Source organism: Nocardia aurantia, assembly GCF_009604425.1.
Lineage (GTDB): Bacteria > Actinomycetota > Actinomycetes > Mycobacteriales > Mycobacteriaceae > Nocardia > Nocardia aurantia.
The window spans coordinates 340,496-366,332 of record NZ_WEGI01000003.1 but is presented as its reverse complement, the minus strand read 5'-3'; the positions used below and the strand labels follow the sequence as shown (position 1 = coordinate 366,332).

Sequence of the window (25,837 nt, the reverse complement as noted above, 5' to 3'; positions counted from 1 at the left end):
CACAACCGCACCGCAGCCGCGAAATCGACGTCAAACACGCTGTGCCGCAGCCGACTCTACATTCCGCGAACGAGGCCGCCCACGTACTGCGCGACGAATTCGCTCTCGACCGAATCCTCGCAGAGCCGACCGGATTCACGAGTCGACGGAGACAGGCACCGCCGGTCACCGCCATCAACCGACCGGAACGAATATCGCCGGTTTCTTTGTCGCTCAATGTATCCCGGTTCACCGTCGAGCACCGATCGCCTACTTCGGCGGGATCTCGCAGAGTTCCCGGTCGGTGGCGAGATCGTCGAGGACGGCGGTCAGTGCCCGGATGCGTTCGTGTGCCTCCTGTTCCAGACCGTGGCGTAGCCGGAGGAAGTCGTCGATGGTGATGTCGCGGCTGTTCTCGGGCAGGCCGGCCATGCGGTCGCGGATCTCGGCGACGGAAAGGCCGACTCGCTGTGCCACGCGGACGATCTTGACCGGGCGGGCCAGACGGTCATCGGCCTGGCGGTCGGCCGCAGCGGCTGGGCCGGATGATGGGCATGCTCGGCCTGGTCGTCGGGCTCGCCCCGATCGTCGGGCCCAGCGTCGGCGGGTTGATGCTGGCCCGCTTCTCCTGGCCCGCGCTGTTCTGGCTGAACGTGCCGATCGGTGCGCTCGCCATGGCGCTGGGACTGTGGCTCGTGCCCCGCGGTGAGCGGCAGACGCCGCCGCGCATGGACTGGCCGGGACTGGGACTGATATCGCTCGGGCTGCCGCTGGTGGTCTACGCGCTCACCGCACTCGGCACGCCCGGCAGCGCGAGCGGACCGCTGTACCCGATCCTCCTGGCCACCGGGCTGGCCGCGCGCGCGATGTTCGTCCGGTGGTCGCTGCGCGGCACGCACCCGGTGCTGCGGCTGCGCTTGGCCGCCGAACCGGCGATGGCGCCGAGTCTGGCCGCTGCGCTGCTCGGCGGCGCCGGCATGACCGGCCCGGTTCTGTTGCTGCCGTTGTGGTTTCAGCTCCGCCTCGGTGCGGGATCGCTGATCGCCCTCAGCGTGCTGACAACCGCGGCAACCGCCTGGCTGCACCGCGTGGAACGCCGCCGCCGCAACACATCCGGCGCCGAAACCGCACAGGAAGGCACAGTATGGACACCGACGACAACCTCCGCGTGGCATGGACGGCCACCCCGACGTCGCCGCGTTCGCCGAACGGATCGGCCACGCCGACGCCGTCATCGTGATCACCCCCGAGTACAACCACAGCTTCCCCGGTCCGCTGAAAACCGCGATCGACGCGGTACGAGACCAGTGGCGGGGCAAGGCCGTCGGATTCGTGTCCTACGGCGGAATGTCCGGCGGGCTACGCGCGGTCGAGGCACTGCGCGTGGTCTTCGCCGAACTCCACACCGTCACCGTCCGCGACACGGTCAGCCTGCACAACCCCTGGGGGCCCGCGGCCGACCCGGAAGCGGAGTATCCGGACCACGCCGCAGGCCGGGCGCTGCACACCATGACACGGCAATTGCTGTGGTGGGCAAGCGCATTGCGCGTCGCCCGGCGCGGCGAGCCCTACCCCGGATGAACGGGGCGGTTCGATTCCGGGAACCGACCGGCTGACGAACTACGTCGCCGGGGCGGGCATGTGCACCGTCTTGGTCTCGAAGTACTCCTCGAGGCCCTCGGGTCCGCCCTCGCGGCCGACACCGGACTGCTTGTAGCCGCCGAACGGCAGGGTGAAGTCGATGACCGCGCCGTTGACGCTCACCGTGCCGGTCCGGATCCGTTGGGCCAGAGCGTATCCGCGCTCCAGGTCCTCGGTGTAGACCGCGCCGGACAGGCCGTAGATCGAATCGTTGGCGATCGCGACGGCGTCGTCCTCGTCCTCGTAGGTGATCACCGAGATCACCGGGCCGAAGACCTCCTCCTGGGCGACGCGCATGTCGTTGCGGACGCCGTCGAGGAGAGTGGGCTGCACGAAGTAGCCGTGGGTGACCCCCTCGGGGCGGCCGCCGCCGTAGACCACGGTCGCGCCGTCGGCCTTCGCGGATTCGATGTAGCTCTCCACCCGCTCGAGGTGACGGGCGCCGGCCAGCGGGCCCAGGAAATTGACCGGCTCCCACGGGTTTCCGATCGGCAGGGCGGCGTAGGCGGCGGCGAGGGTGGCCACCACCTCGTCGTGACGGGCTCGGGAGACCAGCACCCGGGTGAGGGCGATGCACGCCTGGCCGGACTGCATACAGCCACCCATCGGCAGCGACTGCACCACGTGGTTCAGGTCCGCGTCGTCGAGAATGATCGCGGCGGACTTGCCGCCGAGTTCCAGTGCGACACGGGCGATCCGCTCGCCGGCCAGGGACATGATCCGGCGTCCGGCGGCGGTCGAGCCGGTGAAGGTGATGCGGTCCACCCCCGGATCGGTCACCAGGGACTCGGAGACCTCGCGGTCGGCGACCAGCACGCTCACCACGCCCTCCGGAATGCGCTGCTCGGCAACGAGTTCCGCGATCACGTCGGCGAACACGCTGGGCGACAAGGGCGCGTCCGGGGCGGCCTTGAGCACCACCGAGCACCCGGCGGCGAGGGCGGGCGCCAGCTTGAACGCGATGGTGCCGATGGGGCCGTTCCACGGGATGATCGCGGCCACCACACCGGCCGGCTCCTTCAGGATCCGGGAGATGCCGCCGTCGGCGCGGGTGCGGTCCTCACGCAGGCGAACCTTGCGGGCCTCGGCGGCGACCGCGCGGAACAATTCGGCGGTCATCTGCTGGGTGGGACCGCTCACCGAGACCGGGATGCCGACCTCGACCACGCCGATCGCGGTCAATTCCGCGGTGCGCGCGGCCAATCGGTCCGCGATGGCGTCCAGGACGTCGGCGCGCTCGGCGATCGGGGTGCGCGCCCAGGAGCCCTCGTCGAAGGACGCGCGGGCCGCGGCCACCGCGCGGCGCACGTCCTCGGTGGTGGCGCTGCGCACGCGGGCGACCCGCTGTTCGCTCCACGGATCGATCACGTCGATCCACTCGTCACCGGACGACTCGGCCCACCGGCCGCCGATGAAAACCCGTTCCCGGGAGGCGATTTCGGGCGCCGCGGCGGGCGCCGTGTCGACAGTCATCGTGTTGTGCTCCTCGTCAGCGATTCTGGTAGCCGGCGTCGACCGGAAGGGTCACGCCGGTGATGTAGCGGGCCTCGTCGGAGGCGAGAAAGACCACGGCGTTGGACACGTCCACGGCCTCGATCAGCTCGACGGGCATCGGGTTCTTGTAGGCCTCGTCGCTCGCGACCTCGGGATGTGAGTTGACGAAGGCGCCGTATTCGGCGTTCGCCACCATCGGGGTGTTCACGCCGGTGGGGTGGATCGAATTGACCCGGATCGAATGCTTGGCAAGCTGTTTCGAGTACAGCCGCATCAGGCCGACGACACCGTGCTTGGCCGCGGAGTAGCCGGCCTGACCGGGAAAGGTGTTGAGCCCCATGCTGGTCAGGCCCGCCGCGGAGCTGATGATCGAGATGGAGCCGCCCGCACCGCGTTCGATCATGCCCGGGACCGCGATGTCCAGGACGTGCCACACGCCGGTGAGCATGGTGTCCACCGCGTCGTGCCAGGCCTGCGGCTCGACGCCCTGGTCGATCACGGGCATGATGCCCGCGTTCGGGACCAGGATGTCCACCCCGCCGAAGCGTTCGACGCCCGCGTCGTGGGCGCGCTGTACGGCGGCCCGATCGCGCACATCGCCGACGGAGGTGAGGATGTCGCCGCCGGCCGCCTTCACCAGGCGCTCGGTCTCGGCGAGATCCTCCTCGGTGGCCATCGGGTAGAACACGCTGGGGATCTGGGCACAGATGTCCATGCCGATGATCGACGCGCCCTCCTCGGCCATCCGGACCGCGTGGGAACGGCCCTGTCCCCGCGCCACACCGGTGACGAACGCGACCTTGCCGGACAGTCTCTTCACGAAATACCTACTCTTTCTGCATGTTTCGGATGTCGCGGGCCATGGCCCGCGCGCCGTGCGGATCGCGACTCGGGTGCGGCGCACCGACGCCGCGGTGGTTCAGGGCTGCACAGGCGCCGCGTCCAGCGGGACCGCCTCGGCCGGTGCGGCCGGGAAGCGTTGCCGCAGCGCCGGTTTGGCCAGCTTCCCGGAGAAGGTGCGGGGCAGCGGCTCGCCGAGTTCGACGGCGTGCTTGGGCCGCTTGAACGTGGCCAGGTTCACCGCGGCCACGGCGGCGATGTCGGCGGCCACCTCGGCGGACGGCCGGGCGCTGTGGAACACGACCATCGGCACCTCGCCCCAGCGGTCGTCGGTGACGCCGATGACCGCGAGATCGACCAGCCCCTCGATACCGTGCAGCACCTGCTCGATCTCGGCGGGATAGACGTTCAGGCCGCCGGAGATCAGCATGTCCTTGCTGCGGTCGACGATCTTCAGGAAGCCGTCCTCGTCCTGCAGGCCGAGGTCGCCGGTGCGCAGCCAGCCGTCGGTCAGCGCCGCGGCGGTGGCCTCCGGCCGGTTCCAGTACTCCCGCATGACGTGCTCGCCGTGCACCAGGATCTCGCCGACCTCGCCCGGCGGCGTGTGCTCGCCCGGCTCGCCGATGCGGACCCGCGTGCCGACCAGCGCGCGGCCGGTGAAACCCGGCCGGGACAGCGCGTCCTCATAGGTCAGGCTGGCCACCATGCCGGACGCCTCGGTCAGGCCGTACACCTGGGTGAGCGGAATACCCTGGCGGCGATAGCATTCCAGCAGATCCGCGCTCACCGGCGCGCCGCCGGTGGCGGCGAAGGTGAAGTTCGCGAGCTTCCGCTTGCCGAATCCCGGCAGGGTGGTCATCCGTTCCCAGATCACCGGGACAGTGGTGGTCGCGGTGATCCGTTCCCGCTCGAAGGTGTCGAGCGCGATCTCCGGGTCGTACTCGCGCAGCAGCACCATGGTGGCGCCGGGCACGACGACCAGTTGCATGAACACCGACAGCACCGAGCCGGTGTAGACCAGCGGCGCCGAGCACAGCACGCGATCGCGGGCGGTGAAGCCGTAGCTGACCGTTTGCGAGATGCCGGGTGCGATGGCGCTGCGATGCGTGATGACCGCACCCTTCTGCACGCCGGTGGTGCCGGAGGTGTAGCAGATGAAGGCCGGATCGTCGCCGGCGATCTCGACCACCGGCGCGGCGCCGGGATCGAGCAGGCTCGGGTACGGCCGATGGGAATCACCGTCGACGCTGTAGATCTCGAACTCCGTCTGCGCGGCGCCCGCCTCGAGCAGCGCGGACAGGTCGTCCTCCACGACGACCACCCGCGGGGCGGCGTCGACCAGCAGCGGCGCGAGTTCCCGTGCGGTGAGCCGGAAGTTGAGCGGCACGCTGACCGCGCCCAGCTTCAGGGTCGCCACGATGACGTGCGCGAGCTCGGGACGGTTGAGCATCATGACGGCGACCCGGTCGCCCTTGCGCACGCCGCGCGCGGCCAGGCCGCGGGCGAGGGCATCGGTGACCGCGTCCAGTTCGGCCCAGGTCTGCGCCGTGTCCCCGAACACGATCGCCTGCTGCCGCGGCCGGGCTCTGCCCCAATAGCGGGTCAAGTCGGCCAGATTCATGTGAACTCCTCGATCGTCATGGCGCCCACCCCAGACCGGTGTGACCCCGGTCACCGCAAATCTATCACCAGTAGATAACTAGCACAATGCCGAGTTTCGGCAATTTGTCTTCGTATTCGATTGCCGGACAATGCTTTTCGCACAACGACGGCACCGCCCGGCCGGCCCGGTGCCGCCGTGTCGTTCGGCGTGCGGACCGGCCCGTCCGGACGGTTCACATATTCGGTTGTCGCCCCGGGCTATCCGATGCCCGCCACGGCTGCGCGCACCTCGTCGGTGTGCGCCCCGAACTCGGGCGGCAGGCCCGGCGCGAACGTCTCGCCGTGCACGCGAACGGGACTCGCGGCGAACTCCAGTTCGCCGACGCCGGGATAGTCGACGCGATAGGTGGTGCGGCGGGCCCGGAAATGCGGGTCATCGAGCAATTCGGCCACGCTGTTGACCGGACCGCCCGCGATGTCGTGCGCGAGGAACAGTTCGATCCACTCGGCGCGGGTCCGCTGCGCGAAGATCTCGGTGAGCGCGCGCCAGACCGTTTCGGCACGCGCGACCGCGCCCTCGTCGGTACCGGCGAGATCGATCTCGGCGAGCTCCGGACGGCCCACGGCCACCGCGAAATTGCGCCAGAACTTCGCCACGTGCGCGCCGAACAGCACGGCGTGGCCGTCGCTGGTGCGGTACGCCTCCAGCCGCGGCCAGTCCGGCAGCCGGCCGTCGGGCAGCCAGCCCGGTCGCGGGAGCGAGCGATCGCGGTTCAGTTCCGCGTCGATCAGATCGGGCATCCAGGCGGCGGCGACGTCGATCCCGGCCACCTCGACGTGACAGCCCAGGCCGGTGCGCGCGGCCCGGTGCAGCGCCGCCAGCAGGCCCATCGCGCCGTACGCGCCGAGGGCGTACATGGCGATCGGCGGTGTCGTGCCGCCGGCCATGCCCTCGGTCGGTGGCTGCTCGGGGATCTGTACCGCGCGCAGCCCGGCGAAGGCGTCGAACACCGGGCCGCCGGTGCCCAGGCCGCGGTACGGCCCGTCGGTGCCCATCCCGGACACCGAGCAGAGCACGATGCGCGGATTGACGTCGAGCAGCGTCTCGTAACCGAGTCCGAGCCAGTCCAGATAGCCGCCGCGCATGCCCTCGATCACCGCGTCGCAGGTGGCCGCGATGTCCAGGAACGCCTGTTTGTCCGCGGGCTCGCGCAGATCCAGCGCCACCGACTTCTTGCCGCGATTCCACCGCAGATGCATGAACGACGGGCCGTCGGGGTCGCCCACCGCGCGGCTGCCGCCGACGCGGACCGGATCTCCCAGCGGACCGGACTCGACCTTGATCACCTCGGCGCCGAGGTCCGCGAGATGGCCGCCGAGCGAGGCCGGGGCCAGTTGGGCCACCTCGAGCACCCGAACGCCGTCCAGCAGCGAATAACCGCTCATCGCGCCGATACCTCCGTCTGATGCGAAAGATTTTGTGCCTGTTCGGTTCTGATCTCGACCCAGAGCCCGTCGGCCTCCGCCACGAGCAGGTCGCCGTGATACATCGCGCCGCGCAGATACCGCTTGCGGCCCTCCTGCCCGACGAGTTCGGCGGTGACCCGCAACTCGGTGTGCAGCGGCGCGGGCGCGCGGAATTGCACGGTCAGACAGGCGGTCCGGGCCCAGGGGCGGCCGCCGCCGTTGGCCACGCGGGCCAGGATCTCGTCGAAGATCAGGGTGGTGACGCCGCCGTTGAGCGCGTACCGCCCGGAATGGAAGCGCCCCACGGTGACTCGCGCCGACGCCGACGTGTCGGTGACGGTGTCGATGTGCAGCGGCGCCGGCAGCGGATGGCCCCGGCCGGGCAGGTCGTACCGCTTGCCGGCCAGCTGACCGTCCTCGTCGGCCTCGAATTCGCCCAGTTCCGAGGCGATCTCGCGCAAGCCGGCGGCCAGGCGGGTGGCGACCTCGGGTGTCGGGTAACTGCGGGTGACCGCCTCCTGCGCCGCCCGGGTCGCCGCGATCAGCTCCGCGAACTCGTCACCGGCCTCGGCCGTCGGAATCAGCCGATTCTCCCAGCTCGGCGTCCAGATGTCCTGCGCTGCGTCGATATTCGTCATCGCCGCTACCGGGCCGCCGCGACCGGCCGGGCCGCCTCGTCGAGCGCCGCGACGTCGGCGGCCACCATGGTGTGGAAGACCTGTCCCGGCAGTTCGTTGCGGCCGTAGACCAGTTCGTCGACCTGACCGTTGGCCGCGTTCGCGGTGATGGTCCCGCTGACGAACCAGTCCTCGGCGTGCAGGGTCTCCATCAGCAGATCCCAGCTCTTGTCGAGAACCCTTCGCTCCCGGTCGGTTTCGGGTTTGCGAGGTGCGAGCAACCGGATCGTGCAGTGGCAGACGTTCGGATCCTCGGCGTCGGGCGTGATCGTCCAGATCTCGAAGTGCTGCGGCTCGGTGACCAGCATGGTGCCGGGGTAGACGGTGTAGTTGGCCAGCGAGTAGTCGCGCACGTCGAAGCTGTCCGGATCCGCGTCACGGACCTCGGTGATCGTCTTGCGCGCCACCACCAGTCGCCACGACCGGTCCACTCGATCGAAAGTGGACACATTGCCCTCGAGGAAGTGGCACACCGTCTTCGTGTGCAGCTGGCACAGGTGGTACGCGTCCTGCACGCCGTCGACGGCGATCTTCCAGTTCATCGCCAGCCGCCAGGTCTCCTTGCGTACCTGGTGGGAGGCGCCGATACCGGTGTCGATCACCTCGGCGTCGTGCTTGCGCCCGAGCACCGCGGCGATGTCGAGTTCCGCGCCGGCGGTGGGCACCACCCAGACCAGTCCGTGCCGTACCTCGCACGGGAATTCGACCAGCCCGTGGCCACCGCGGTCCAATTGCTCGAAGCCGTCCGCGTGGGGCATGCCCCGCAGGGCGCCGTCCCGCCCGTAGGACCAGTTGTGGTACTTGCAGGCGAACACCCGCTTGCACCCGGACTGCTCGAATTCGACCCGCGCGCCGCGGTGGCGGCAGACGTTCGCGAACGCCCGTACGCCGCCGTCGTTCTGCTTGACCACCAGCAGCGGGGTGCCGATCAGCTCGGTGGTGAGGAAATCGCCGGGCGCGGCGAGCTCGTCGACATGCGCCACGATGTGCGGGAATCGCCGCACCACCGCGCGCTCCTTGGCGGCGAGCTCCGGATCGTCGAACACCGAGAACGGCACCCGCATGAGCCCGTCCGCGTAGTCGGTGGTCCGGTTGTCGACATGGGCGATCAACCGCCGGGTCAGGTCGATCTTCTCCTCGCGCTCCATGGCTCCAGCGTGACACATGAGACGATTACCGTCCAGTGTCTTATCTAAGAATCGTAGATTTAGGAGCTTGGTAACGTGCCCCGTATGGACAGCATCGACGCCGGGACACCCGATGTCCGCGCCACGATCCTGACGGCCGCCGAGAGCTGCTTCAAGCGGTTCGGCATCGCGAAGACCACGATGGAGGACGTGGCCCGCGCGGCCGACCTGTCCCGTGCCACGGTCTACCGCTATTTCGCCGACCGCGAATCGCTGATCGTCGAGTCGATCGCCCGGCGCGCCCGGATGAACCTGGCACCGGCCCGCGCGTTCGTCGCGCAGTGGCCCACCGTGACCGAACGCCTGGTGGAGGGCATCTGCCAGGACATCCGCAAGGGCCACTCGGACCCGATGGTGAACCGCCTGGTGTCGCCCGGCCAGATGAGCCTGGCGACAAGGCTGTTGCAGCAATCCGGCCGCGCCCTGGAACTGACCCGGGAACTGTGGGAGCCGATCCTGGCCGAGGAGCAACGCGCCGGGCACCTGCGCCCCGATCTCGACCTGGCGCTGCTGTGCGAATGGATCGCCGAACTGGAGATCCTCTACATCAGCCAATACGACAGCGACGAAACCACTCTGGACCGCGTCCGCGCCAAACTGCGCGCCTTCGTGATCCCGGCGCTGCTCCCCCATCCCGTCACCTGACCCGGCGGGATCCGCCGCGGCTCCGAATCGGCGGAACACGACGCCGGGCAACGAATCCGGCCGATGCCGCGCTCCGACACCGGTAGGCCGCCTACGGCGGAACGCCGTGCCCGACGACGGACCCGGCCGATGCCACTGCCCGCGCCCTGCGGGACAAAATACGCTGCCGGACAATCGGATCCGGTGTTGCCACCGCTCGCCCACCGATCGAGTCCGACAGCAGAAACGATCGCGCGCCGCGCTCGGCCGCTCACTGTCGATCCGGCCGAACGATCGGCCCGAGCCGCGAAACGCCATACCGCACCGTCTGCCCGGATCCTTCCGCCGCCGAGTGATCAGACCGGCGGCACGACTGCTCGCGGCGGGCGGCGAAACCACTCGGCCCATGACGGATCGGTTCGGACGGGAACGCCCGCCCGGCGCGTGGACGCCGGTCATCTCACCCGATGGCGACGGAGCCGAGCGGCAGCGGCGAGGCGGTGACAGCCGGTCGCTTTTCGGCCGGAACGGTTTGCAGCACACCCTGTCCCACCAGCGCGGCGATGGCCTCGTCGCTCATCTCCAGCAGGGACCGGCAGATCTCCTCGGTGTGCTCGCCCGGCAACGGGGCCGCCCGCAGCGGTGGTTCGGGGATGGTCCGGAAATGCGCGACCGTCGCGGTGGCCGGAAGTCCGGCGGGCAGCAACGGATGCGCGAGCATCGTGTAGGCCCCCCGTTCGCGCAACTGCGGATCTCGCAGCAGTTCCGGCAGGCGCAGCATCGCCCCGGCCGGAACCCCGGCCGCCTGAAGGGTTTCCATCGCGGCGCGCGGCGAACGGCCGGCGAGCCAGCCGGTCACCAGTTCCTCCGTGACGGAACGGTGCACCAGCCGCGCTTCCCGGGTCGCGAACCGGGGATCCGCCGCGAGCTCCGGGTGACCGATCACCTCGCACAACCGGGCCCACTCCGCGTCGGTGCGCACCGCGACGACACACCATTCGTCGTCACCGACGCAGGGGAAGACCCCCGTGGGGGCGTAGTAAGGATCGCGATTGCCCGGCGCCGCGGCCGATCCCGGCCGGATCGACTCCGCCGCGAGCTGAACGCCCAGCTGCACGAGCGCGGTATCCGATTGCGCCAGCTCGATCAGACCACCGGCCCCGGTCTCGGCCCGGCGGATCAACGCGGCCAGGATCGCGGTGGCCGCGACCTGCCCGGCGATATGGTCCGGATAGACGGTCATGCCGTCGCACAGCAACTCCGGATCGTCCGGATACCGCCACATCGCCGACACCCCGCACGAGGCCCGCACGAGCGGCCCGTAACCCAGCCGCTCCCGCCACGGCCCCACATCGCCGAAAGCGCTTGCCTCCGAGACGATCAGCCGCGGATTGAGCGCGAGCAGCCCGGCCGGATCGAAGCCCATCGAGGTCAGCGTGCCGGGCTTGAAGTTGGCCAGCAGCACGTCGGCGTCCCGCACCAGCTCGGTGAAGATCCGCTTACCCGCCGCGGTACGCAGATCCACGCCGAGACTGCGCTTGTTGCGATGCCCCCACGCCACCGAAGGCGCCAGCGCCGCACCGCGTTTGGCCTGCCGCAGCCCGTCCGGGAAGGCCGCGTTCTCGATCTTGATCACGTCGGCGCCGTAATCGGCCAGCTGCCTGCTCAATTCGGCCCCGAACACGATCACCCCGAGATCGAGCACCCGCAACCCGTCCAGCGGGCGGACCACGCCCGCATCGCCCCCGGCCCCCGATCCGACCACCACCGGCCGCGTGGATTCGGCCGGCGGCGGATCGACTCGCGCTGCCGGATCGGCGATTCCAGCCCGCGCGTCATCGGAAGGTGGCATCGGCTCGGCCGAAACCGCCCGCATCACCGGCTGCGCGGTCGAACCGGCCGGCGATTCATCGTGCTCGCCCACTTCCGGTGCCGGAGTGCGGATTCCGGCCCGGTGTCCGTCGATGGTCAGATAACCGGCCGGCACCCGAGCGGTGAGACCCGGTGCCAGTTCGGTGTCGATCAATGCCCCGGAGACCGCGAAGTGGTCCAGTCGCAGCACCTCGGCCACGTCGTGCACACCACCGACCGGGACGCCGCGCCGCGCGCCCTCGGCGACCAGTTCGTCGCGGGTCCGGTCGGCGAACAGCGCGCCGATCAGCGGGTGCAGCCGGTCCGCGGCGGCGAACCGCGCGGGAATCGTGTCGTATGCCGGGTCGGCGAATTCCGCCGGCTCGCCGAGCCATTCGAACATGCACCGCCACTGCCGGCGCGCCAGCAGGCAGATCCGGACGTATCCGTCCGCGCACCGGAACACCGGGTAGAAGTTCGCCGCCGCCGGGCGGCCGCGCGGGAAGTCCTCCGACCTGCCCGCCGCGGCCGAGCCCTGGGTGCCGAAGCCGGGGTCGAATCCGTGCACCACCGTCTCGAAGGCCGAGACGTCGACGAATTCCCCACGGCCGGAACGCAGTGCCGCGACGTGCGCGAGCAGCGCGGACCATGCGGCGTGCACGCCGACGGTCTCCTCGATCAAGCCGGCGGGCGGCAGCAGCGGCACCGCGCCGGGTGTCCCGGAGCGCGACAGCACACCGCTCATCGCGTACAGCACCGATTCGCTCGCCACCCAGTCCCGGTACGGCCCGGTGCGGCCGAACGGGGTGATCGACACCCACACCAGCGCCGGATTCCCGGCGAGCAGGTCCGGCAACTCGGCGCGCGGATTCACCGGAAGATTCAGTGCCGCAGGCGAATCCGTGGTCACCGTGCCGGAATCCACGACGATGTCCACGCCCCGGACCAGTGCGCGCAGCTGTTCGGGCCGTTCGGGATCGAGGGTGATCCCACGCTTGTTCGCGTTGCGCAGCGCGAACGGGATGCTCACCCCGTCGATCCGCGGTTCGGCGGACCGCGAGCGGGATCCGCCCGGCGGTTCCGCGCGCACCACCTCGGCGCCCAGGTCGGCCAGATAACGGCCGCAGGATTCGCCGAGCCCGTCGGTCAGATCGAGGACTCGGATGCCGGTGAGGGGAAATGTCATGGACGACTCCGTAATTCCGGTCGCGACGGGTACGCTCAGCGCCCGGCGAGGTAGACCGATTTCGTCTGCTGGTACGGCAACAGGCCCTCCGGGCCCAGCTCCCGGCCGAGACCCGACGCCTTCACCCCGCCGAAGGGCGCGGCCAGGTCGAGGGCGTAGTGGTTGACCCCGACCGTGCCGCTGTGGATGCGGTCGGCCAGTGCGATTCCACGCTGTTCGTCGGTGGTCCAGACGGTTCCGGCCAGGCCGTATTCGGAGTCGTTCGCGATCGCCACCGCGTCGTCCTCGTCCCGGTACGGAATCACCGTCAGAACCGGGCCGAAGATCTCCTCGCGGGCGAGCAGCGCGGAGTTGTCGACGTCGGCGAAGACGGTGGGTTCGACGAACCAGCCGTGCGGCTGGTCCGCCGGCACTCCCCCGCCGGTGGTCAGCCGGTGACCGCCGCGCCGCCCGGCTTCGACGTAGCCGAGCACCCGTTTGCGTTGTGCGGCACTGACCAGCGGTCCGATCTGCGTCGCGCGATCCAGCGGATCACCGATCACCAGATTCCGGACCGTCTCGGTGACGGCGTCGACCACTTCGTCGTATCGGTTGCGCGACACCAGGATCCGGGTGCCGGCATGGCAGGTCTGGCCGTTGTTGACCAGCGACACCTCGATCAGCGCGGCGGTGAACGCGCCGAGATCGGCGTCGTCGGTGACGATGGCGGCGGACTTGCCGCCGAGTTCGAGCGTGACCGGCCGCAGCAGCCGGCCGCACACCTCACCGATCGCCCGGCCCGCGCCGGTGGATCCGGTGAATGCCACCTTGTCCACGCCCGGGTGGGCCACCAGGTGCGCACCCGCCTCGCGATCGGCGGGCACGATGTTCAGCACCCCCGCCGGGAGCCCGGCATCGATCGCCGCGTCGGCGAAAACGAAAGCGTCCAGGGCGGTTTCGGGCGCGGGCTTGAGCACCACGGCGCAGCCGGCGGCCAGCGCGGGAGCCAGCTTCATCGCGGCCAGCGATTGCGGGTAGTTCCACGGGGTGATCGCCGCGACCACACCGACCGGCTCGCGCCGCACCAGGGTGCGGCCGCCGAACATGCCGGGCCGCGAGTCCTCGGCGGGCGCGGCGCGCAGCAGTTCCGCGTAGTAGCGGAACATCGCGGCGGGCGCGTAACCGTTGACCGTGATGGACAGCGAGATCGGCATGCCGTTCTCCCGGCTGCACAGTGCGGCGGTCGTTTTCGCCCGCGACTGCAACGCGGCGGCGAACCGGTCCAGGGCGGCGGCCCGCTCGTCCGGCGAGTAACCGGCCCACGGTCCGTCCAGCGCGGTCCGGGCCGCGACGACCGCCGCGTCGATATCGGCGCGATCACCGGCGGCCGAGCGGGCCAGCGGTTTCTCCGTCGCCGCCTCCACCAGATCGAAGGCGCCGCCCCGCGAGGCGACCCACTCGCCGCCGATGAACAGGGCGGCGCGGTCGATATTCGTGTCCTCCATGGGGATGTCCTCCGCAGCTGATCGGGATCGGGCGCCGCCGGGGTACCGGCGGCCGGGATCACAGGGTGTCGTGGTGGCCGAACAGGGTGGAGCTGACCAGCGGCGCCATCGGGCCGCCGATGAACAGCGAGACCTTCGCTCCGGCAACGGGATTGGTGGAGGTCCCGCGGATCTGCCGGACCGCCTCGACCGCCAGGCCCATCCCGTTGACGAAGGAGTCGGCCAGGTTGCCGCCGCTGGTGTTCACCGGCAGCGCGCCGATTCCGGCGGTCAGGTTGTCGACGGTCAGGACCTCGCCCGCGGCCGGGCCCGGCGGGACCAGCCCGTGGTCGATGAGCGCGGAAACGGCCGGGCCGCTGAAGTTCTCGTACACCTGGGTGACGTCGACATCGGCCGGGCCCAGCCCGGCGGCCGCCCACAGCCGGTCCGCGACACCGGGACGTCCTGCGGCGCCGGCGAATCCGGCCGAGGTGTACAGGTCGTCGTTGTCGATCAGCGCCGAGTACCCGCCGGGCGCGCCCTGCGCTCCGGCGAGCACGTAGGCCGGATCCGGCCGCAGTTCGCGGGCCAGCCCGGCGGAGACCAGCACCATGGCCACCGCGCCGTCGCTCTCCCGGGAGCAGTCGAACAGGTGGAACGGCTCGGTGATCAGGCGGGAGTTCTCGTAGGTCTGTTCGTCGAGCGGCTTCCCGTACGCCTGCGCGGTGGGGTTGCGCTGCGCGTGCCGGTACGCGGCGAGCACGAAAGCCCGCATCCCCGAACGGGGTACGCCGTCGTGCTCCAGCAGCCGCTGGGTCCGCAGCGCGCACACCTGCGCGGGCGAGCCGACCCCGTGCGCGAGGTAGTGCGGGCCGTAGAAGTATTTCGCGTAGCCGAGCCGGCCGGTGTCGGCCTGGGCCATCGACCGGTAGACGACCACGCATTCGGCCTGCCCGGCCGCGATGGCGACCGCGGCGGTGTTGATCGCCGCGGCGACCGTGCCGCCGCCCCCGCCCCACATCATGGTCGACCAGCGCACGTCGTCGACGCCGAGCGCGGCGCCGAGCATCGAGCCGTCGTGCCCGCCACCGGCGTAGGAGACGAAGCCGTCCAGCCGCCGCGGCGAGATGCCGGCGTCCGCGCAGGCCCGCACGATCGCGTCCAGTGTCATCCGTAGTTCGCCGTGCGGGGCCTGCCCGCGGCGGTAGTGCAGTTCCGCGATGCCGACGACGGCCGCCGCACCGCGCATCGGGTTCGCGCTCATCGTTGTCCTCCGGTCGTCGCCGCGGTACGCCGCCACCGCAGCAGCGGCCAGGTCGCGCCCTCGTCGAGTTCGATGTGGCCGGTCACGGCGTCGCCGATACGCGGCGCGTCCTCGGCGGTCGCGTCGGTGAGAATGCCCAGCACCCGGCGGTTTCCCGCATGCGGGAGTTCGACCAGCACGGTCACGTACGGCAGCGCCACCGGCAGTTCGTCGATGAACGGATACCAGCTGCGCGACCAGGTGTAGACGGTGCCGACGGGTTCGACCGGCTCCCAGCCGGGATCGAAGGTGTGGCAGTGCGCGCAGATCCACTGCGGGCCCCAGATCCAGGCGCGGCAGCCGGTGCAGCGCTGCAGGCGCAGTTCACCGGCCCGCAGGCCCTCCCAATAGGGCCGATCCACGCCGTCCTCGGCGGGGCCCCACGGCTCGCTGGTCATCGCGCGGACTCCACCGGGAAGTTGGCGAGCGCGGCGGCCAGCCAGACGCCGTCCCGCTGTTCCCAGATCGAGCGCAGGCCGATCACGCCGTCCGGCGTGGTGTACACGGCGTCGCCCACATACGTGTCGCCCTCGGCGCGGACCTCGACGATCCGCGCCGCCGACACCTCGCGGCCGGGCACCCGGACACCGTCGAACACCGCCGGGATGTTCTCCGGCACCATGTCGGCCAGCGCCGCTTTCACGTCGCCGGCCCGGACGTAGCCCACGTGGCGCTCGTAGCGAGCGCGGAAGTCCTCGATGGACATGGGAAACTCCTTGTCTCGGGCGATGTTTCGCGCACCACCCGAATCAATAAAACTAACGTCTCTAGATATAAGACCTCAACGGGGCAGGCATGCGCCCACCTCGGTGACCGAGACAGCCGCGCCGGCCACATCCTCGGCGGCCAGCCGGGCCACCCATTCCGGCTCGGTGGCGGTCGCCAGTGTCCGGGCGCCGCCAGGGGTGCGGGCGACCACGAAACCCTTCTCGGGCAGGCCTTCCCGGTCGTAAGCGACGGTCCAGGATTCGATGGTGGCCGTGCCCTCGTAGCTGTCGAGCGCCTCGGTGGCCGGCTCGGCGTCGACCCGCGCCTGGACGTCCTCGCGCCGGAAACCGTGGACCGGCGGCTCGGTCCGGTAGACGCCGATGGCGTGTTTGGTGAGGTAACCGCCGTTGGCGGTGATCATGCCGTAGCTGCCGGGTGATTCGCGCAGCCGGGTCGCGAGGGTCGCGATCGCGTGCGTGACGTAGTTGTTCCACGGCCCGCCGGCGAAGGTGAGGCCACCGGTCAGGGTCAACGGCCGGCCCGGATCATCCAGTGGTAGACCGAGTTCCGCGGCCGCCACCTGCACCGCGGAGGGGAAGCAGGAGTAGACGTCGATGTGTGCCACATCGTCGGCGCCGACGCCGGCCAGCTCGAGCGCGCGGGCCCCGGCGAACCGGATGGCCGGGGAACGATGCAGTTCGCCGCGTTCGGCGATCGCATAGGTGTCGTGCGCCTCGGTACCCGACTGCGGGAACACCCAGCGGTCCCGGGGCACGCCGTACCGCCGCGCGGCCTCGGCCGAACACAGCAGCAGGCCCGCGCCCTGTTCCACCATGTTGTTCGAATTCATCAGCTTGGTGTAGGGCAGCGTGATCGGCCGGTTGCCCGGCGTGGGAGCGAGAATCTCCGCCGCGCTGTACTCGCGCGGATTCCAGGCGTGCGGATTGGTGGCGGCGACCTTGCTGAATCGCGACCACAGCGCCGCGGCGAGTTCCCGCTGCTCGGCGATGCTGCGCCCGGCCGCGATCCGCAGCGCCTGCTCGAACAGCGGATAGACGTAGACCGGCCGGTCCAGCCCGATGCGCCGCTCGGATTCGGCGTTCATCGGCACGGGAGCCATCAGCAGCGGCGCCTCGGGCACCGAGTCGTCCTGCCGAGTCCACGCCGGACGCTTGCCCTCGGCCCGCAGCTTCATCCGGGTCCGCCAGGATTCGCCGCCGCCGATCAGCACGACGTCGGCCCGGCCCGCGGCGATATCGACCGCGGCCCCGTTCAGCAGGGCCTGCGGGGTGCTGCCACCGTCACCGGTGTACCCGGTGTGCCGGGGTGTGGCCCCGATCCGCTCCCCGACCAGCCGGCCCGGGTCGCGGTAGCGCCAGGACAGCAGGCCCACGACACGGATCGAGTCGACGGCGGTGAGCAACCGGGACGAGCCCGCGTCGACGGCCGCCGCGCGCGCCGCGTCGGCGATCAGGTCGACCGGCTCGCGACCGCCCACTCGCTCGTTGATCTGCCCGCCGCCGACCAGCACCGGCGTGCGTGGATCGATCGTCATACCGACCTCCACATCCGGCCCTCCGCGCACTTCCCGAGCATCCTCATCACCTCGTCGTCATCGACCAGTTTATCTACGATCATTAGATTAAATCAAGTCCGCCGCCGACGCCGCAACGCCCCCAGCAGGGCTGCGGTCGCGGCCGCCGGCAGCCGCGATGCCACGCCGCCGGCCGGGCCGGATTCAGCGACCTCGCCAGACCGGTGGCCGCTTCTCGGCGAACGCCACCGCGCCCTCCCGGGCGTCCTCGGAGGTCATGACGTCCTTCACCGCTTCGCGCTGCGCACGGAAGCCCTCGGCGGCGGCCCAGTCGGCGGCCGACGCGACGATCCGCTTGGTGGCCCGCACGGCCAGCGGCGCGTTCGCCGCGATGCGCGCGGCCAGCTGCCGGGCGCCGTCGAGGGCCGCACCGGGCTCGGTGAGCACATTGATCACACCGTGCCGGTGCGCCACCTCGGCGCTCAGGTCGTCGCCGGTCAGCGCGATCTCCATCGCCAGCTGGTACGGCAGCGTCTTCGGCAGCCGCAGCAGCCCGCCGGCCGCGGCGACCAACCCCCGCTTCACCTCCGGGATACCGAACTTCGCCGTCCGCGACGCCACCACCAGGTCGGCGCTGAGCACGAGCTCGAATCCACCGGCCAGCGCCCAGCCCTCGACGGCCGCGATGAGCGGCTTGGCCGGCGGCGCCTCGGTCAGCCCGCCGAAGCCGCGACCGCGCACGATCGGGTTCTCGCCGCGCACGAACGCCTTGAGATCCATTCCCGCACAGAACGTTCCACCCGCGCCAGTGAGGATCGCGACGGTCACATCGGACCGGGCATCGATCTCGTCGACCGCTGCCGCGATCCTCTCGGCGGTGGCACGGTCGATGGCGTTGCGAGCCTCGGGGCGGTCGATGGTGATCACCGCGACCCCACCGTCGAACTCGGTCCGGACACTGTCGGTCATGGCTGCTCCTTCGCACCTGGGATCATCTTCACGTTATCTACTATCGTTAGTTTTAGCGACCCCCGCCCGCGGGCGTGCCGCGCCGTGGTCACTTTACAAATTACGATTGACGTCAGTCGTAATATGACTTACCTTCGCTGTGAGGCACGGCACACCCGGCCGGACCGCAGCCCGGTCTCGTCCTCGCCCGGCCACCGTGCCCTCTCCGGCGCCGTCCCCTGCGGATCGGTCGCATCGTTTCCCGAAAATCGGAGTACCAAGCCCATGAAGCTCGAAGGCAAAGTCGCCATCATCACCGGTGCCGGTTCCGGCCTCGGCCGCGAGAGTTCGCGGTTGTTCGCCGCCGAGGGCGCCAAGGTCGCGGTCGTCGACATCGACGCCGAACGCGCCGCTCAGACGGTCGAACTGGTCGAGAAGGACGGCGGCACCGCGCTGGCCGTCACCGCCGACGTCAGCGTCGAGGAGCAGGTGCAGGCGGCCGTCACCACCACCGTGGAGCGGTTCGGCAAGCTCGACATCATGTGGGCCAACGCCGGCATCGTGTCCCGCGGCGGCGTGCCGTCGGTCCTCGGCGGCGAGCAGATCGAATTCCAGGACGTCACCGACGCCGACTGGCAGCAGGTGCTCGGGGTCAACCTCAGCGGCGTGTTCTACTCCGCCAAGGCGGCCGTCCCCGCGCTGCGGGCCAATGGCGGCGGCACCATCCTCGCCACCTCGTCGGCCGCGTCGCTGGTCGCCTATCACGGCATCGCGATGTACTCGGCGACCAAGGCCGGCGTCAACGGCCTGGTCCGCGGGCTGAGCCTGGACCTCGGCCGGTACGGCATCCGGGTCAACGCGCTGTGCCCCACCCACGGCATGTCGCCGAACTTCCTGATGCCGCCGGGCTCGCCGGTGGTCGGCCAGTCCTACGAGGAGGTCGCGGGCCCGTGGGATCCGTCGATCTCGCCGATCCCGCTGAAGTTGCGGCGACCGCCGTCGCTGCTGGACAACGCGCGCGTCGCACTGTTCCTGGTCTCCGACGACTCGCAGTACATCTCCGGCCAGTGCCTGCCCGCCACCGACGGCGGCACCCTGTCGCGAGTCGCCATGTGGTTCCCCGAGGACAAGGGCTCCCCCGGGGATCTCTGAGATGGGCCGCAGTCCCGCCCGCCTCGTCGTCGATCGGAAAGCCTGTGCGGGCCATGGCATCTGCTATGCGACGGCACCCGATCTGCTCGGCCCCGACGAACAGGGTGACCCTGTGGTCCTGGCCGACCCCCTGCCCGCCGACCGGCTCGCCGCCGGGCAGACGGTCGTGACCGTCTGCCCGGAGCGCGCACTGACGCTGACGGAACCGTCCGTTCACCCCTCCGAGGAACAGTCATCATGACTACTGCCGCAATGGTTCCCGGTAATCTGGTCGTCGATTTCGACATCTACGACCAATCCCTGACCGTCCCCGTGGACACCGTGCCCGAACGCGTCGCGGAACTCGCGCGCAAGGGCCCGGTGGTGTACTCCACCGCCCACGGCGGACATTGGATCGTGACCCGCTACCAGGAGATCCACGAGGTCCTGCGCGATCCGGAAACGTTCTCGAGCTATCCCAACAACCTGGTGAGCACCACCGCCGGATTCGGCAAATTCCTTCCGCTGGAACTGGATCCGCCGGAACACACCGGCTACCGGCGAGCGCTGCAACCGCTGTTCGGCCCCCAGCGCATGCAGGCGCTCGAGGACGACATCCGCGCCGTGATCAACGAACTCATCGACGCGTTCGCCGATCGCGGTGCGGCGGAATTCATCTCGGCCTTCGCCCACGAACTGCCGACCCGGGTCTTCCTCACCCTGATGGATTGGCCGCGGGCCGACGCGGCGATGTTCACCGAGGCGACCGATATCGTCCTCACCGGCATTCCCGGTGGGAGCGAGGAGGAATCGAATCGGGCCCGCGGCGAGGCGGCGTTCCGGATGCTCGGCTATTTCCAGCGGATGATCGATGCCCGGCGCGCCACCCCGGGCCCGGACATCACCTCCACGATCATCCACACCGAGGTGGAACTCGCCGACGGCACCCGGCTGCTCACCGACGAAGAACTCCAGCGGATGTTCTTCCTGTTGCTGATCGCCGGACTGCACACCGTGCAGGGTTCGCTGGCCTGGAGCATCATCCACCTCTCGAACAACCCGGAGCAGCGCCGGCAACTCGTCGAGGATCCGGCCCTGATCGCCTCGGCCGTCGAGGAGATCCTGCGGATCGAGGCCGCCGTGATACCGGGCCGGTGCGCCACGCGCGACGTCGAATTGGGCGGGGTGACAATCGCGGCGGGCGATCAGCTGATCCTGCTGCTGTGTTCCGCGAATCGCGACGAGGCCGAATTCGAACAGCCCGACATGCTGCAATTGGATCGCCGGCCGAATCGGCACCTCTCGTTCGGCGCCGGGGCCCACCGATGCCTCGGCTCGCATCTGGCCCGGATCGAACTCCGGGTCGCGCTCGAGGAGATCCACCGCCGGATCCCGGATTACGCACTGGTCGAATCGGATCCGCCGATCCTGCACGCCAGCCAGGTGCGCGGCTGCGCCCGCCTGCCGATCACCTTCACCCCGGAGGGCTGACGGCGGCCACACCGCGAAGGTACGAGAACATCCGACAGGTATCGTCGCTGGTGTCGTGAAGAACGGACCCGTGGAGGGCGGAGAAGAACGTGGCTCGTCGCAACAGCAACGTCCTCAGCACCGATGTGGAAGAGGCCCGCGGCCAGATTCTCGAGGCCGCCCAATCCACATTCCTCCATTTCGGTGTCGCCAAGACGACCATGGACGATATCGCCAAGGCGGCGGGGGTGTCGCGACCCACGATCTACCGATATTTCCGGGACCGCGACACCCTCATCGCCGAATTGATCCGGATGCGTTCCCGAAAACTGTTCGTGCGGGGCACGAAATTCGTCCTGGAACGCGACAGTTTCCGCGATCAACTGATCGACGGCCTGATGTTCATGGTCGACCACGGCCGCAAGGACCCGCTGATCCGGCTCATCGTCGGCCCCGAACACATGGACCTCGCCACCACCGTGGTCGGCACCTCCCGCCTGGCCAGCACCCTCACCCTGGAAATGTGGGGCCCAATTTTCGACCGAGCCCGCGAACGCGGCGAACTGCGCCCGGGAATCACCAACGAACAAGCCTGCGAATGGCTCGCCCTCGTCCAGCTGATCCTGGTCGGCCGCCTCGATTTCGAGGACCCCACCGACCCGGCCCACCGCCAACTCCTGGAGACCTTCGTACTCCCGGCATTTCTCCCGGCGGCCGGCTGATCCTGCCGGACAGCGACATTGGTCCCCGGCACGTCACCGCCGCGCCGGCGGCCACCCCGCGTCCGCCAACCGATGTGCCAAATCCTCCGCTTGCCGAACACCGGCCGGAACGCCGCCGGCCAGCGACCGGACCCTACATGTCCGGCTCCGGTTCCACTCCGAAGGTGTTGTAGGCGACCGTGAGCATCATGAAGCAGCCGATGGTGAAGATCAGGTCCATCCGTTGCTGTTCGTCGAGGAATTCGCCGAGGGTTGCCCAGGTGTGGTCGGTCAGATCGGAATTTCCGTCGAGTTCGTCGACGGCGGTGATCAGCGCCTGTTCCCGGGGGTCGGGCAGATGCCCGGCACGGATCGCCTCGATCTCCGGGTCCGTCAGCCCCGCCGCCGCGGCGCTGTGCGCGTGATGGGCCCAGACATAGGTGCTACGGCGCCGATGGGCGACACGGAGGATGACGAGTTCCCGCATCCGCGGGCTCAGGGTCGAGCGGAAGCCCAGGTGGACCCCGAGACCGAGGTATGCCGCGGCGAGGTCCGGGTGCCGGGCCAGGGTCGCCATCGCGGTCCCGGCGCCCTCGGGATTCCGGCGGTCCCGGGGTAGCAGCGATCGGAACGCCTCCCGGGTTCGATCGTCCCATTCCTCGGCGGGCAGTGGGGGCAGGCGCATGGGACTCCTTCGCGATCTCGGGCGCCCGGCGGTCTTCGCGCGACCGACCGGAACCTGAACCCGTAGCCTCGCACAGCGAACCGCGGGATCGGCGACCGGTCGGCGCCTCGGCAGCGCGATGTCCCCCCGCGCGCCGAGGAGTCGGGTTGTCACGACGGCATAGTCGCCGCGATGGCGGTGAGCCGATCGACCGTCGCGGTCAGATCGGATGTGCCCTGGAGGTACAGCAGCACGTGGTCCGCGCCGGCGTCGAGGTGTTCGTGGATGCGCTCGGCGATGGCGTCGCCGTCGCCGTACGCGATCGTGGCGTCGACGACGCGGCGGCTGGTCTCGCGAATCTCGTTCTCGCCGTAGCCGAGTCGGAGCAGATTGCGGTTGTAGGGAGAATCCAGCGGGTCCATGCCGCGGGCCCTGGCCCCGGCCAGTCCGGCGGCGCGGGCGGCGAAGGCGGCGTCGCGGGCCCGGGTGGGGTCGGTGTCGAACACGACATGCTGCTCGGGGATGAGCAGTTTTCCGGGACCGAGAATCTCCCGCGCCTGCCGAGTGGCGGCCACCGGGCCCGCGAACGGGAGTGTGCCGTCGGCACGTTCGGCCGCCAGCGCCGTCATGCGCGGGCCGTTGACGCCGAGGAGCCGGGGCCACGCGGCCCGCACGACCGCGCCCCCGTCGCCGCGCTCGGCCGCCGCGGAATCCATCTCGTCGAGGTATTCCCGGCTGCGCGCGAGCGGGCGGGTGAAGTCGCGCCCGCCCACCGTCGGACGGGTGACGTATCCGTGGCCGATGCCGAGGACGAACCGGCCCGGGTAGGCGTCGGCGAGCGCGTCCGCGCCGGCGCGCATGGTGGATCCCGGCCGGTCCCACAGGTTGGCGATGCCGGATCCGACCACGATCCGCTCGGTCGCGGCCAACCAGGTGCCCAGTAGGACGAAGATGTCCCGCCCGTAGGACTCGCCGGTCCAGACCGAGCCGTAGCCCAGCTGCTCGATGCGGGCGACCTCCCGGCGCTGCACGCCGATCGGAGTCGTGGCGGTGGTGGCGTTGAGGATCCACACCCCGACTCTGCCCAGCCGTTGCCGGATTTCGGTGAAGTCGTCGGATTCTGTTCGGCCGGTCTCGTGCATGGCGATGATCTCCGGTCCAGCGGTTCGCGAAAAAGTGGGGATTGTCCCCGTTTACGCTGCGGTACAGTACCGGGGATACTCCCCACTTGTCGAATCGAGACCATGGCCACCCCCGACGCGAACCCGCGACCCCGGCGCACCGACGCACGGCGCAACCGTGAGGCACTCCTCGCGGCCGCCTCGAGGGTGTTCGCGGCCCAGGGCGCGAGCGCCGCGCTGGACACGATCGCCCGCGAGGCCGGGGTCGGCAACGCCACGATGTATCGCCATTTCCCCACGCGGGACGCCATGGTCGAGGCGGTCCTCGCCGAGCGCTACCGCGAACTCGCCGCGCACGCCGAAGAACTCGCGAACGCCGCCGACGCCGACGCGGCCCTGCTCGACTGGCTGACCGAGTTCGTCGCCTACAACCAGACGTTCCGCGGACTGTCCGAAATCGTCCTGGCCACCCTGCGGGACCACGACTCCGCGCTGTACGCCTCGTGTAAAGCCATGCGCGCCAACGCCGCCGATCTGCTCACCCGCGCCCAGCGACTCGGCACCGTCCGCGACGACATCGACGCGGCGGACCTGTTCACCCACGCCGCCGGAATAGCCTGGGCCACCCAGTACGCCCCCACCGAGGATCCCGGGCGCGCCCGGCGCCTGCTCCGCGTCATGACCGACGGATTACGCCGCCCCACTTGATCCTTCGCCATCGATGCCGAAAAGGCGATGGCACAGCCACATTCAGCGCACCGGAGCCGATCCGGCGTACCCGTGGCGCACACCGTTTCCCTGGCAGCGACGTTGATCCGCGGCCGACCGGCCGAACCCCTCGGGCTCCTGGGTCATTCGTCGCCGAGCCGGGCCGTTTCGTCCGAAATAAGTTCCGCGGCAGCCGATTCGGACCGGTTGCGTTCCCACAGGTCCGCCGACAGGGCGGTGGCGAAGGCGCACCACACGGGGTAGGCGGCCAGCCACCAGCGCCGGCGGGACCCGGCCGCGGTGCGCACGGTGAGGTCGGCGCTGCTGACGGTGAGCGCGGCGGCGACGGCGGTGGCCGTCCCGAGCCGATGCCCGCGGAAGAACACCCAGGTCCACGAGCTGTTCAGCAACATATTCACCGCCAATGCCGCGCGCAGACCCCGCCGCCGCGCCGGCGGATCGTGTTGCAGCGCCGCGGCGGTGGTGACGATGATGTCGGCGTACAGAGCGGTCCACACCAGCGGGAACACCTGGGGCGGAGGCTGATAGCCGGGCTTGTCCAGACCTCGATACCACTGCGAGGAGCTGCCGGAGGCCACCGCTCCGGCGATCGCCGCGGCGGAGACCATTCCGGCGGGAAGCAGCCAGGCCGACGGGTGGAACCCGATCCGATCCGACAGCCGGCGGCGGAGCCTGCCGCTCACGAGAGCTACCAGCATCGATGTTCCTCTCCTCGTAGGGACGGTGACCGTCGGCGAGCAGCGTGTGACGCCGGGTCGCGACAGCTTCCGACTACCCGCCACCGGCGGTCCGACACACCCGCGGCTCAGTTCGGCGTCGTTTCCACACCGTCGAGCAGGATCCGGACGTCGTCGGCGAATCCCGCCGGGTCGGCCAGGTCGAAGGCGACCCGCTGGAGCAGGAACCCGTGCAGCAGGCCCAGCACGACCCGCGCGCCCCGCTCCGGTTCCAGCGCGGGTGGAACGACGCCCGCCGCCCGGCCGCGGCGCAGCGCGTCCGCGATACTGCCGCGGACGGACTCGACGCCCTCGGCGGCGCGGGCGCGCACGGTGTCGTTGCGGAGCAGCTCCGACCAGGTCTGCACGGCACACCGCAGCAGTTCCTCGACCGGCACCGCGTGTCCCGCGGCATCGGTGACGGTGTCGGCGCTCAGCGCCTCCAGCGACACGGCCACCAGGTCGGCGACCGAGGGGGCGGCGGTGCCCGCGGCCAGTCGCTCGATCGGCGCGAAGATCAGCCGGAACGCGTCTCCGGCGATGGCGAGGATGATCTCCTCCTTGCTCGCGAAGTAGCGATACGGCGCCCCGGCCGAGACGCCGGCCTCGGTGGCGATATCGGGCATCGAGGTCTGGTGGAAACCGTCCCGGGAGAAGCAGCGCCGGGCCGCCGCCATGATCTCCGCGCGCTTGGCCTCGCGACGCTCGGGCGTGATGCGCGGCATGACCCTCCTTCACCGTGAATGACCATTCACCTTGACGAGCAAGGCGTGCGGTCCTAGCTTAAAAGTGAAAGGTCAT

Annotated in this window: 25 protein-coding genes and 1 pseudogene; 8 read left to right on the top strand and 18 right to left on the bottom strand. The window is 70.2% G+C overall.

The window, feature by feature from the left end:
* Nucleotides 1-249 precede the first annotated feature (249 nt).
* The gene (locus NRB56_RS07960) at nucleotides 250-456 is read right to left on the bottom strand and encodes a MerR family transcriptional regulator (RefSeq protein ID WP_194290763.1); all 207 of its coding nucleotides are present in this window, start codon (nucleotides 454-456) and stop codon (nucleotides 250-252) included.
* A 59-nt stretch (nucleotides 457-515) separates the two neighbouring features.
* Here NRB56_RS07960 and NRB56_RS40435 point away from each other — a divergent pair.
* Together NRB56_RS40435 and NRB56_RS07950 are read left to right on the top strand one after the other, a co-directional pair.
* Nucleotides 516-1,046 (top strand): annotated as a pseudogene (locus tag NRB56_RS40435) (MFS transporter); the annotation flags it as partial.
* Nucleotides 1,047-1,152: 106 nt separating this feature from the next.
* A complete protein-coding gene (locus NRB56_RS07950; protein WP_153339914.1) occupies nucleotides 1,153-1,560 on the top strand; it encodes an NADPH-dependent FMN reductase in 408 nt (135 codons plus the stop codon).
* 39 nt (nucleotides 1,561-1,599) lie between these two features.
* Here the strand turns inward: NRB56_RS07950 and NRB56_RS07945 are convergent, their stop codons facing one another.
* The 6 genes from NRB56_RS07945 to NRB56_RS07920 form a co-directional block, all read right to left on the bottom strand.
* Entirely contained in the window at nucleotides 1,600-3,093 is a 1,494-nt protein-coding gene (locus NRB56_RS07945; RefSeq protein ID WP_153339912.1) for an aldehyde dehydrogenase, read from the bottom strand.
* Between the two features lie 16 nt (nucleotides 3,094-3,109).
* Nucleotides 3,110-3,934, bottom strand: coding sequence for a mycofactocin-coupled SDR family oxidoreductase (locus tag NRB56_RS07940; protein WP_319942706.1), 825 nt, complete (start codon nucleotides 3,932-3,934; stop codon nucleotides 3,110-3,112).
* 99 nt (nucleotides 3,935-4,033) lie between these two features.
* A complete protein-coding gene (locus NRB56_RS07935) occupies nucleotides 4,034-5,575 on the bottom strand; it encodes a class I adenylate-forming enzyme family protein (protein WP_153339910.1) in 1,542 nt (513 codons plus the stop codon).
* A gap of 239 nt (nucleotides 5,576-5,814) precedes the next feature.
* A complete protein-coding gene (locus tag NRB56_RS07930) occupies nucleotides 5,815-7,002 on the bottom strand; it encodes a CaiB/BaiF CoA transferase family protein (protein ID WP_153339908.1) in 1,188 nt (395 codons plus the stop codon).
* Nucleotides 6,999-7,661, bottom strand: a complete 663-nt coding sequence (locus NRB56_RS07925; protein WP_153339906.1) for a PaaI family thioesterase — start codon at nucleotides 7,659-7,661, stop codon at nucleotides 6,999-7,001. The genes NRB56_RS07930 and NRB56_RS07925 overlap by 4 nt, the downstream gene beginning before the upstream one ends.
* A gap of 5 nt (nucleotides 7,662-7,666) precedes the next feature.
* Entirely contained in the window at nucleotides 7,667-8,848 is a 1,182-nt protein-coding gene (locus tag NRB56_RS07920; protein ID WP_153339904.1) for an aromatic ring-hydroxylating oxygenase subunit alpha, read from the bottom strand.
* 84 nt (nucleotides 8,849-8,932) lie between these two features.
* Here NRB56_RS07920 and NRB56_RS07915 point away from each other — a divergent pair, with 84 nt between their 5' ends.
* On the top strand, nucleotides 8,933-9,532 hold the full coding sequence (locus tag NRB56_RS07915) for a TetR/AcrR family transcriptional regulator (protein WP_153339902.1): 600 nt from the start codon (nucleotides 8,933-8,935) through the stop codon (nucleotides 9,530-9,532).
* A gap of 439 nt (nucleotides 9,533-9,971) precedes the next feature.
* On the opposite strand, the gene NRB56_RS07910 is transcribed toward NRB56_RS07915, so the two are convergent.
* The 7 genes from NRB56_RS07910 to NRB56_RS07880 form a co-directional block, all read right to left on the bottom strand.
* Nucleotides 9,972-12,548 (bottom strand): CaiB/BaiF CoA transferase family protein, encoded by a 2,577-nt coding sequence (locus NRB56_RS07910; RefSeq protein ID WP_153339900.1) that lies wholly within the window; start codon nucleotides 12,546-12,548, stop codon nucleotides 9,972-9,974.
* Nucleotides 12,549-12,583: 35 nt separating this feature from the next.
* Nucleotides 12,584-14,032 carry an aldehyde dehydrogenase gene (locus NRB56_RS07905; RefSeq protein ID WP_153339898.1) on the bottom strand — a complete coding sequence of 483 codons (1,449 nt, stop codon included), beginning with the start codon at nucleotides 14,030-14,032 and terminating at the stop codon, nucleotides 12,584-12,586.
* Between the two features lie 58 nt (nucleotides 14,033-14,090).
* Complete coding sequence (locus tag NRB56_RS07900) at nucleotides 14,091-15,275, bottom strand: thiolase C-terminal domain-containing protein (RefSeq protein ID WP_153339896.1); 1,185 nt, start codon at nucleotides 15,273-15,275, stop codon at nucleotides 14,091-14,093.
* Complete coding sequence (locus tag NRB56_RS07895; RefSeq protein ID WP_153339894.1) at nucleotides 15,272-15,712, bottom strand: Zn-ribbon domain-containing OB-fold protein; 441 nt, start codon at nucleotides 15,710-15,712, stop codon at nucleotides 15,272-15,274. Before NRB56_RS07895 ends, NRB56_RS07900 begins: the two co-directional genes overlap by 4 nt.
* Nucleotides 15,709-16,020, bottom strand: a complete 312-nt coding sequence (locus NRB56_RS07890) for a hypothetical protein (RefSeq protein ID WP_153339892.1) — start codon at nucleotides 16,018-16,020, stop codon at nucleotides 15,709-15,711. The genes NRB56_RS07895 and NRB56_RS07890 overlap by 4 nt, the downstream gene beginning before the upstream one ends.
* A gap of 75 nt (nucleotides 16,021-16,095) precedes the next feature.
* A complete protein-coding gene (locus tag NRB56_RS07885) occupies nucleotides 16,096-17,577 on the bottom strand; it encodes an acetyl-CoA acetyltransferase (RefSeq protein ID WP_153339890.1) in 1,482 nt (493 codons plus the stop codon).
* A 183-nt stretch (nucleotides 17,578-17,760) separates the two neighbouring features.
* Entirely contained in the window at nucleotides 17,761-18,525 is a 765-nt protein-coding gene (locus NRB56_RS07880) for a crotonase/enoyl-CoA hydratase family protein (protein WP_153339887.1), read from the bottom strand.
* 264 nt (nucleotides 18,526-18,789) lie between these two features.
* Here NRB56_RS07880 and NRB56_RS07875 point away from each other — a divergent pair, with 264 nt between their 5' ends.
* From NRB56_RS07875 to NRB56_RS07860, 4 genes are all read left to right on the top strand, one after another.
* Nucleotides 18,790-19,656: an SDR family NAD(P)-dependent oxidoreductase gene (locus tag NRB56_RS07875; protein ID WP_153339885.1), complete on the top strand. Its 867-nt coding sequence runs from the start codon at nucleotides 18,790-18,792 to the stop codon at nucleotides 19,654-19,656.
* A gap of 1 nt (nucleotide 19,657) precedes the next feature.
* On the top strand, nucleotides 19,658-19,897 hold the full coding sequence (locus tag NRB56_RS07870) for a ferredoxin (protein WP_153339882.1): 240 nt from the start codon (nucleotides 19,658-19,660) through the stop codon (nucleotides 19,895-19,897).
* Nucleotides 19,894-21,126 carry a cytochrome P450 gene (locus tag NRB56_RS07865; RefSeq protein ID WP_153339880.1) on the top strand — a complete coding sequence of 411 codons (1,233 nt, stop codon included), beginning with the start codon at nucleotides 19,894-19,896 and terminating at the stop codon, nucleotides 21,124-21,126. Before NRB56_RS07870 ends, NRB56_RS07865 begins: the two co-directional genes overlap by 4 nt.
* A gap of 89 nt (nucleotides 21,127-21,215) precedes the next feature.
* Nucleotides 21,216-21,827 carry a TetR/AcrR family transcriptional regulator gene (locus tag NRB56_RS07860; RefSeq protein ID WP_319942705.1) on the top strand — a complete coding sequence of 204 codons (612 nt, stop codon included), beginning with the start codon at nucleotides 21,216-21,218 and terminating at the stop codon, nucleotides 21,825-21,827.
* A gap of 133 nt (nucleotides 21,828-21,960) precedes the next feature.
* Here the strand turns inward: NRB56_RS07860 and NRB56_RS07855 are convergent, their stop codons facing one another.
* Both NRB56_RS07855 and NRB56_RS07850 read right to left on the bottom strand, forming a co-directional pair.
* Nucleotides 21,961-22,491: a carboxymuconolactone decarboxylase family protein gene (locus tag NRB56_RS07855; RefSeq protein ID WP_153339878.1), complete on the bottom strand. Its 531-nt coding sequence runs from the start codon at nucleotides 22,489-22,491 to the stop codon at nucleotides 21,961-21,963.
* A 149-nt stretch (nucleotides 22,492-22,640) separates the two neighbouring features.
* The gene (locus NRB56_RS07850; protein WP_153339876.1) at nucleotides 22,641-23,612 is read right to left on the bottom strand and encodes a TIGR03620 family F420-dependent LLM class oxidoreductase; all 972 of its coding nucleotides are present in this window, start codon (nucleotides 23,610-23,612) and stop codon (nucleotides 22,641-22,643) included.
* Nucleotides 23,613-23,714: 102 nt separating this feature from the next.
* Here NRB56_RS07850 and NRB56_RS07845 point away from each other — a divergent pair, with 102 nt between their 5' ends.
* Complete coding sequence (locus NRB56_RS07845; protein WP_153339874.1) at nucleotides 23,715-24,299, top strand: TetR/AcrR family transcriptional regulator; 585 nt, start codon at nucleotides 23,715-23,717, stop codon at nucleotides 24,297-24,299.
* 143 nt (nucleotides 24,300-24,442) lie between these two features.
* On the opposite strand, the gene NRB56_RS07840 is transcribed toward NRB56_RS07845, so the two are convergent.
* Together NRB56_RS07840 and NRB56_RS07835 are read right to left on the bottom strand one after the other, a co-directional pair.
* Nucleotides 24,443-25,018, bottom strand: coding sequence for a TspO/MBR family protein (locus tag NRB56_RS07840; RefSeq protein ID WP_406603448.1), 576 nt, complete (start codon nucleotides 25,016-25,018; stop codon nucleotides 24,443-24,445).
* A 107-nt stretch (nucleotides 25,019-25,125) separates the two neighbouring features.
* On the bottom strand, nucleotides 25,126-25,761 hold the full coding sequence (locus NRB56_RS07835; RefSeq protein ID WP_153339872.1) for a TetR/AcrR family transcriptional regulator: 636 nt from the start codon (nucleotides 25,759-25,761) through the stop codon (nucleotides 25,126-25,128).
* Nucleotides 25,762-25,837: the final 76 nt, after the last annotated feature.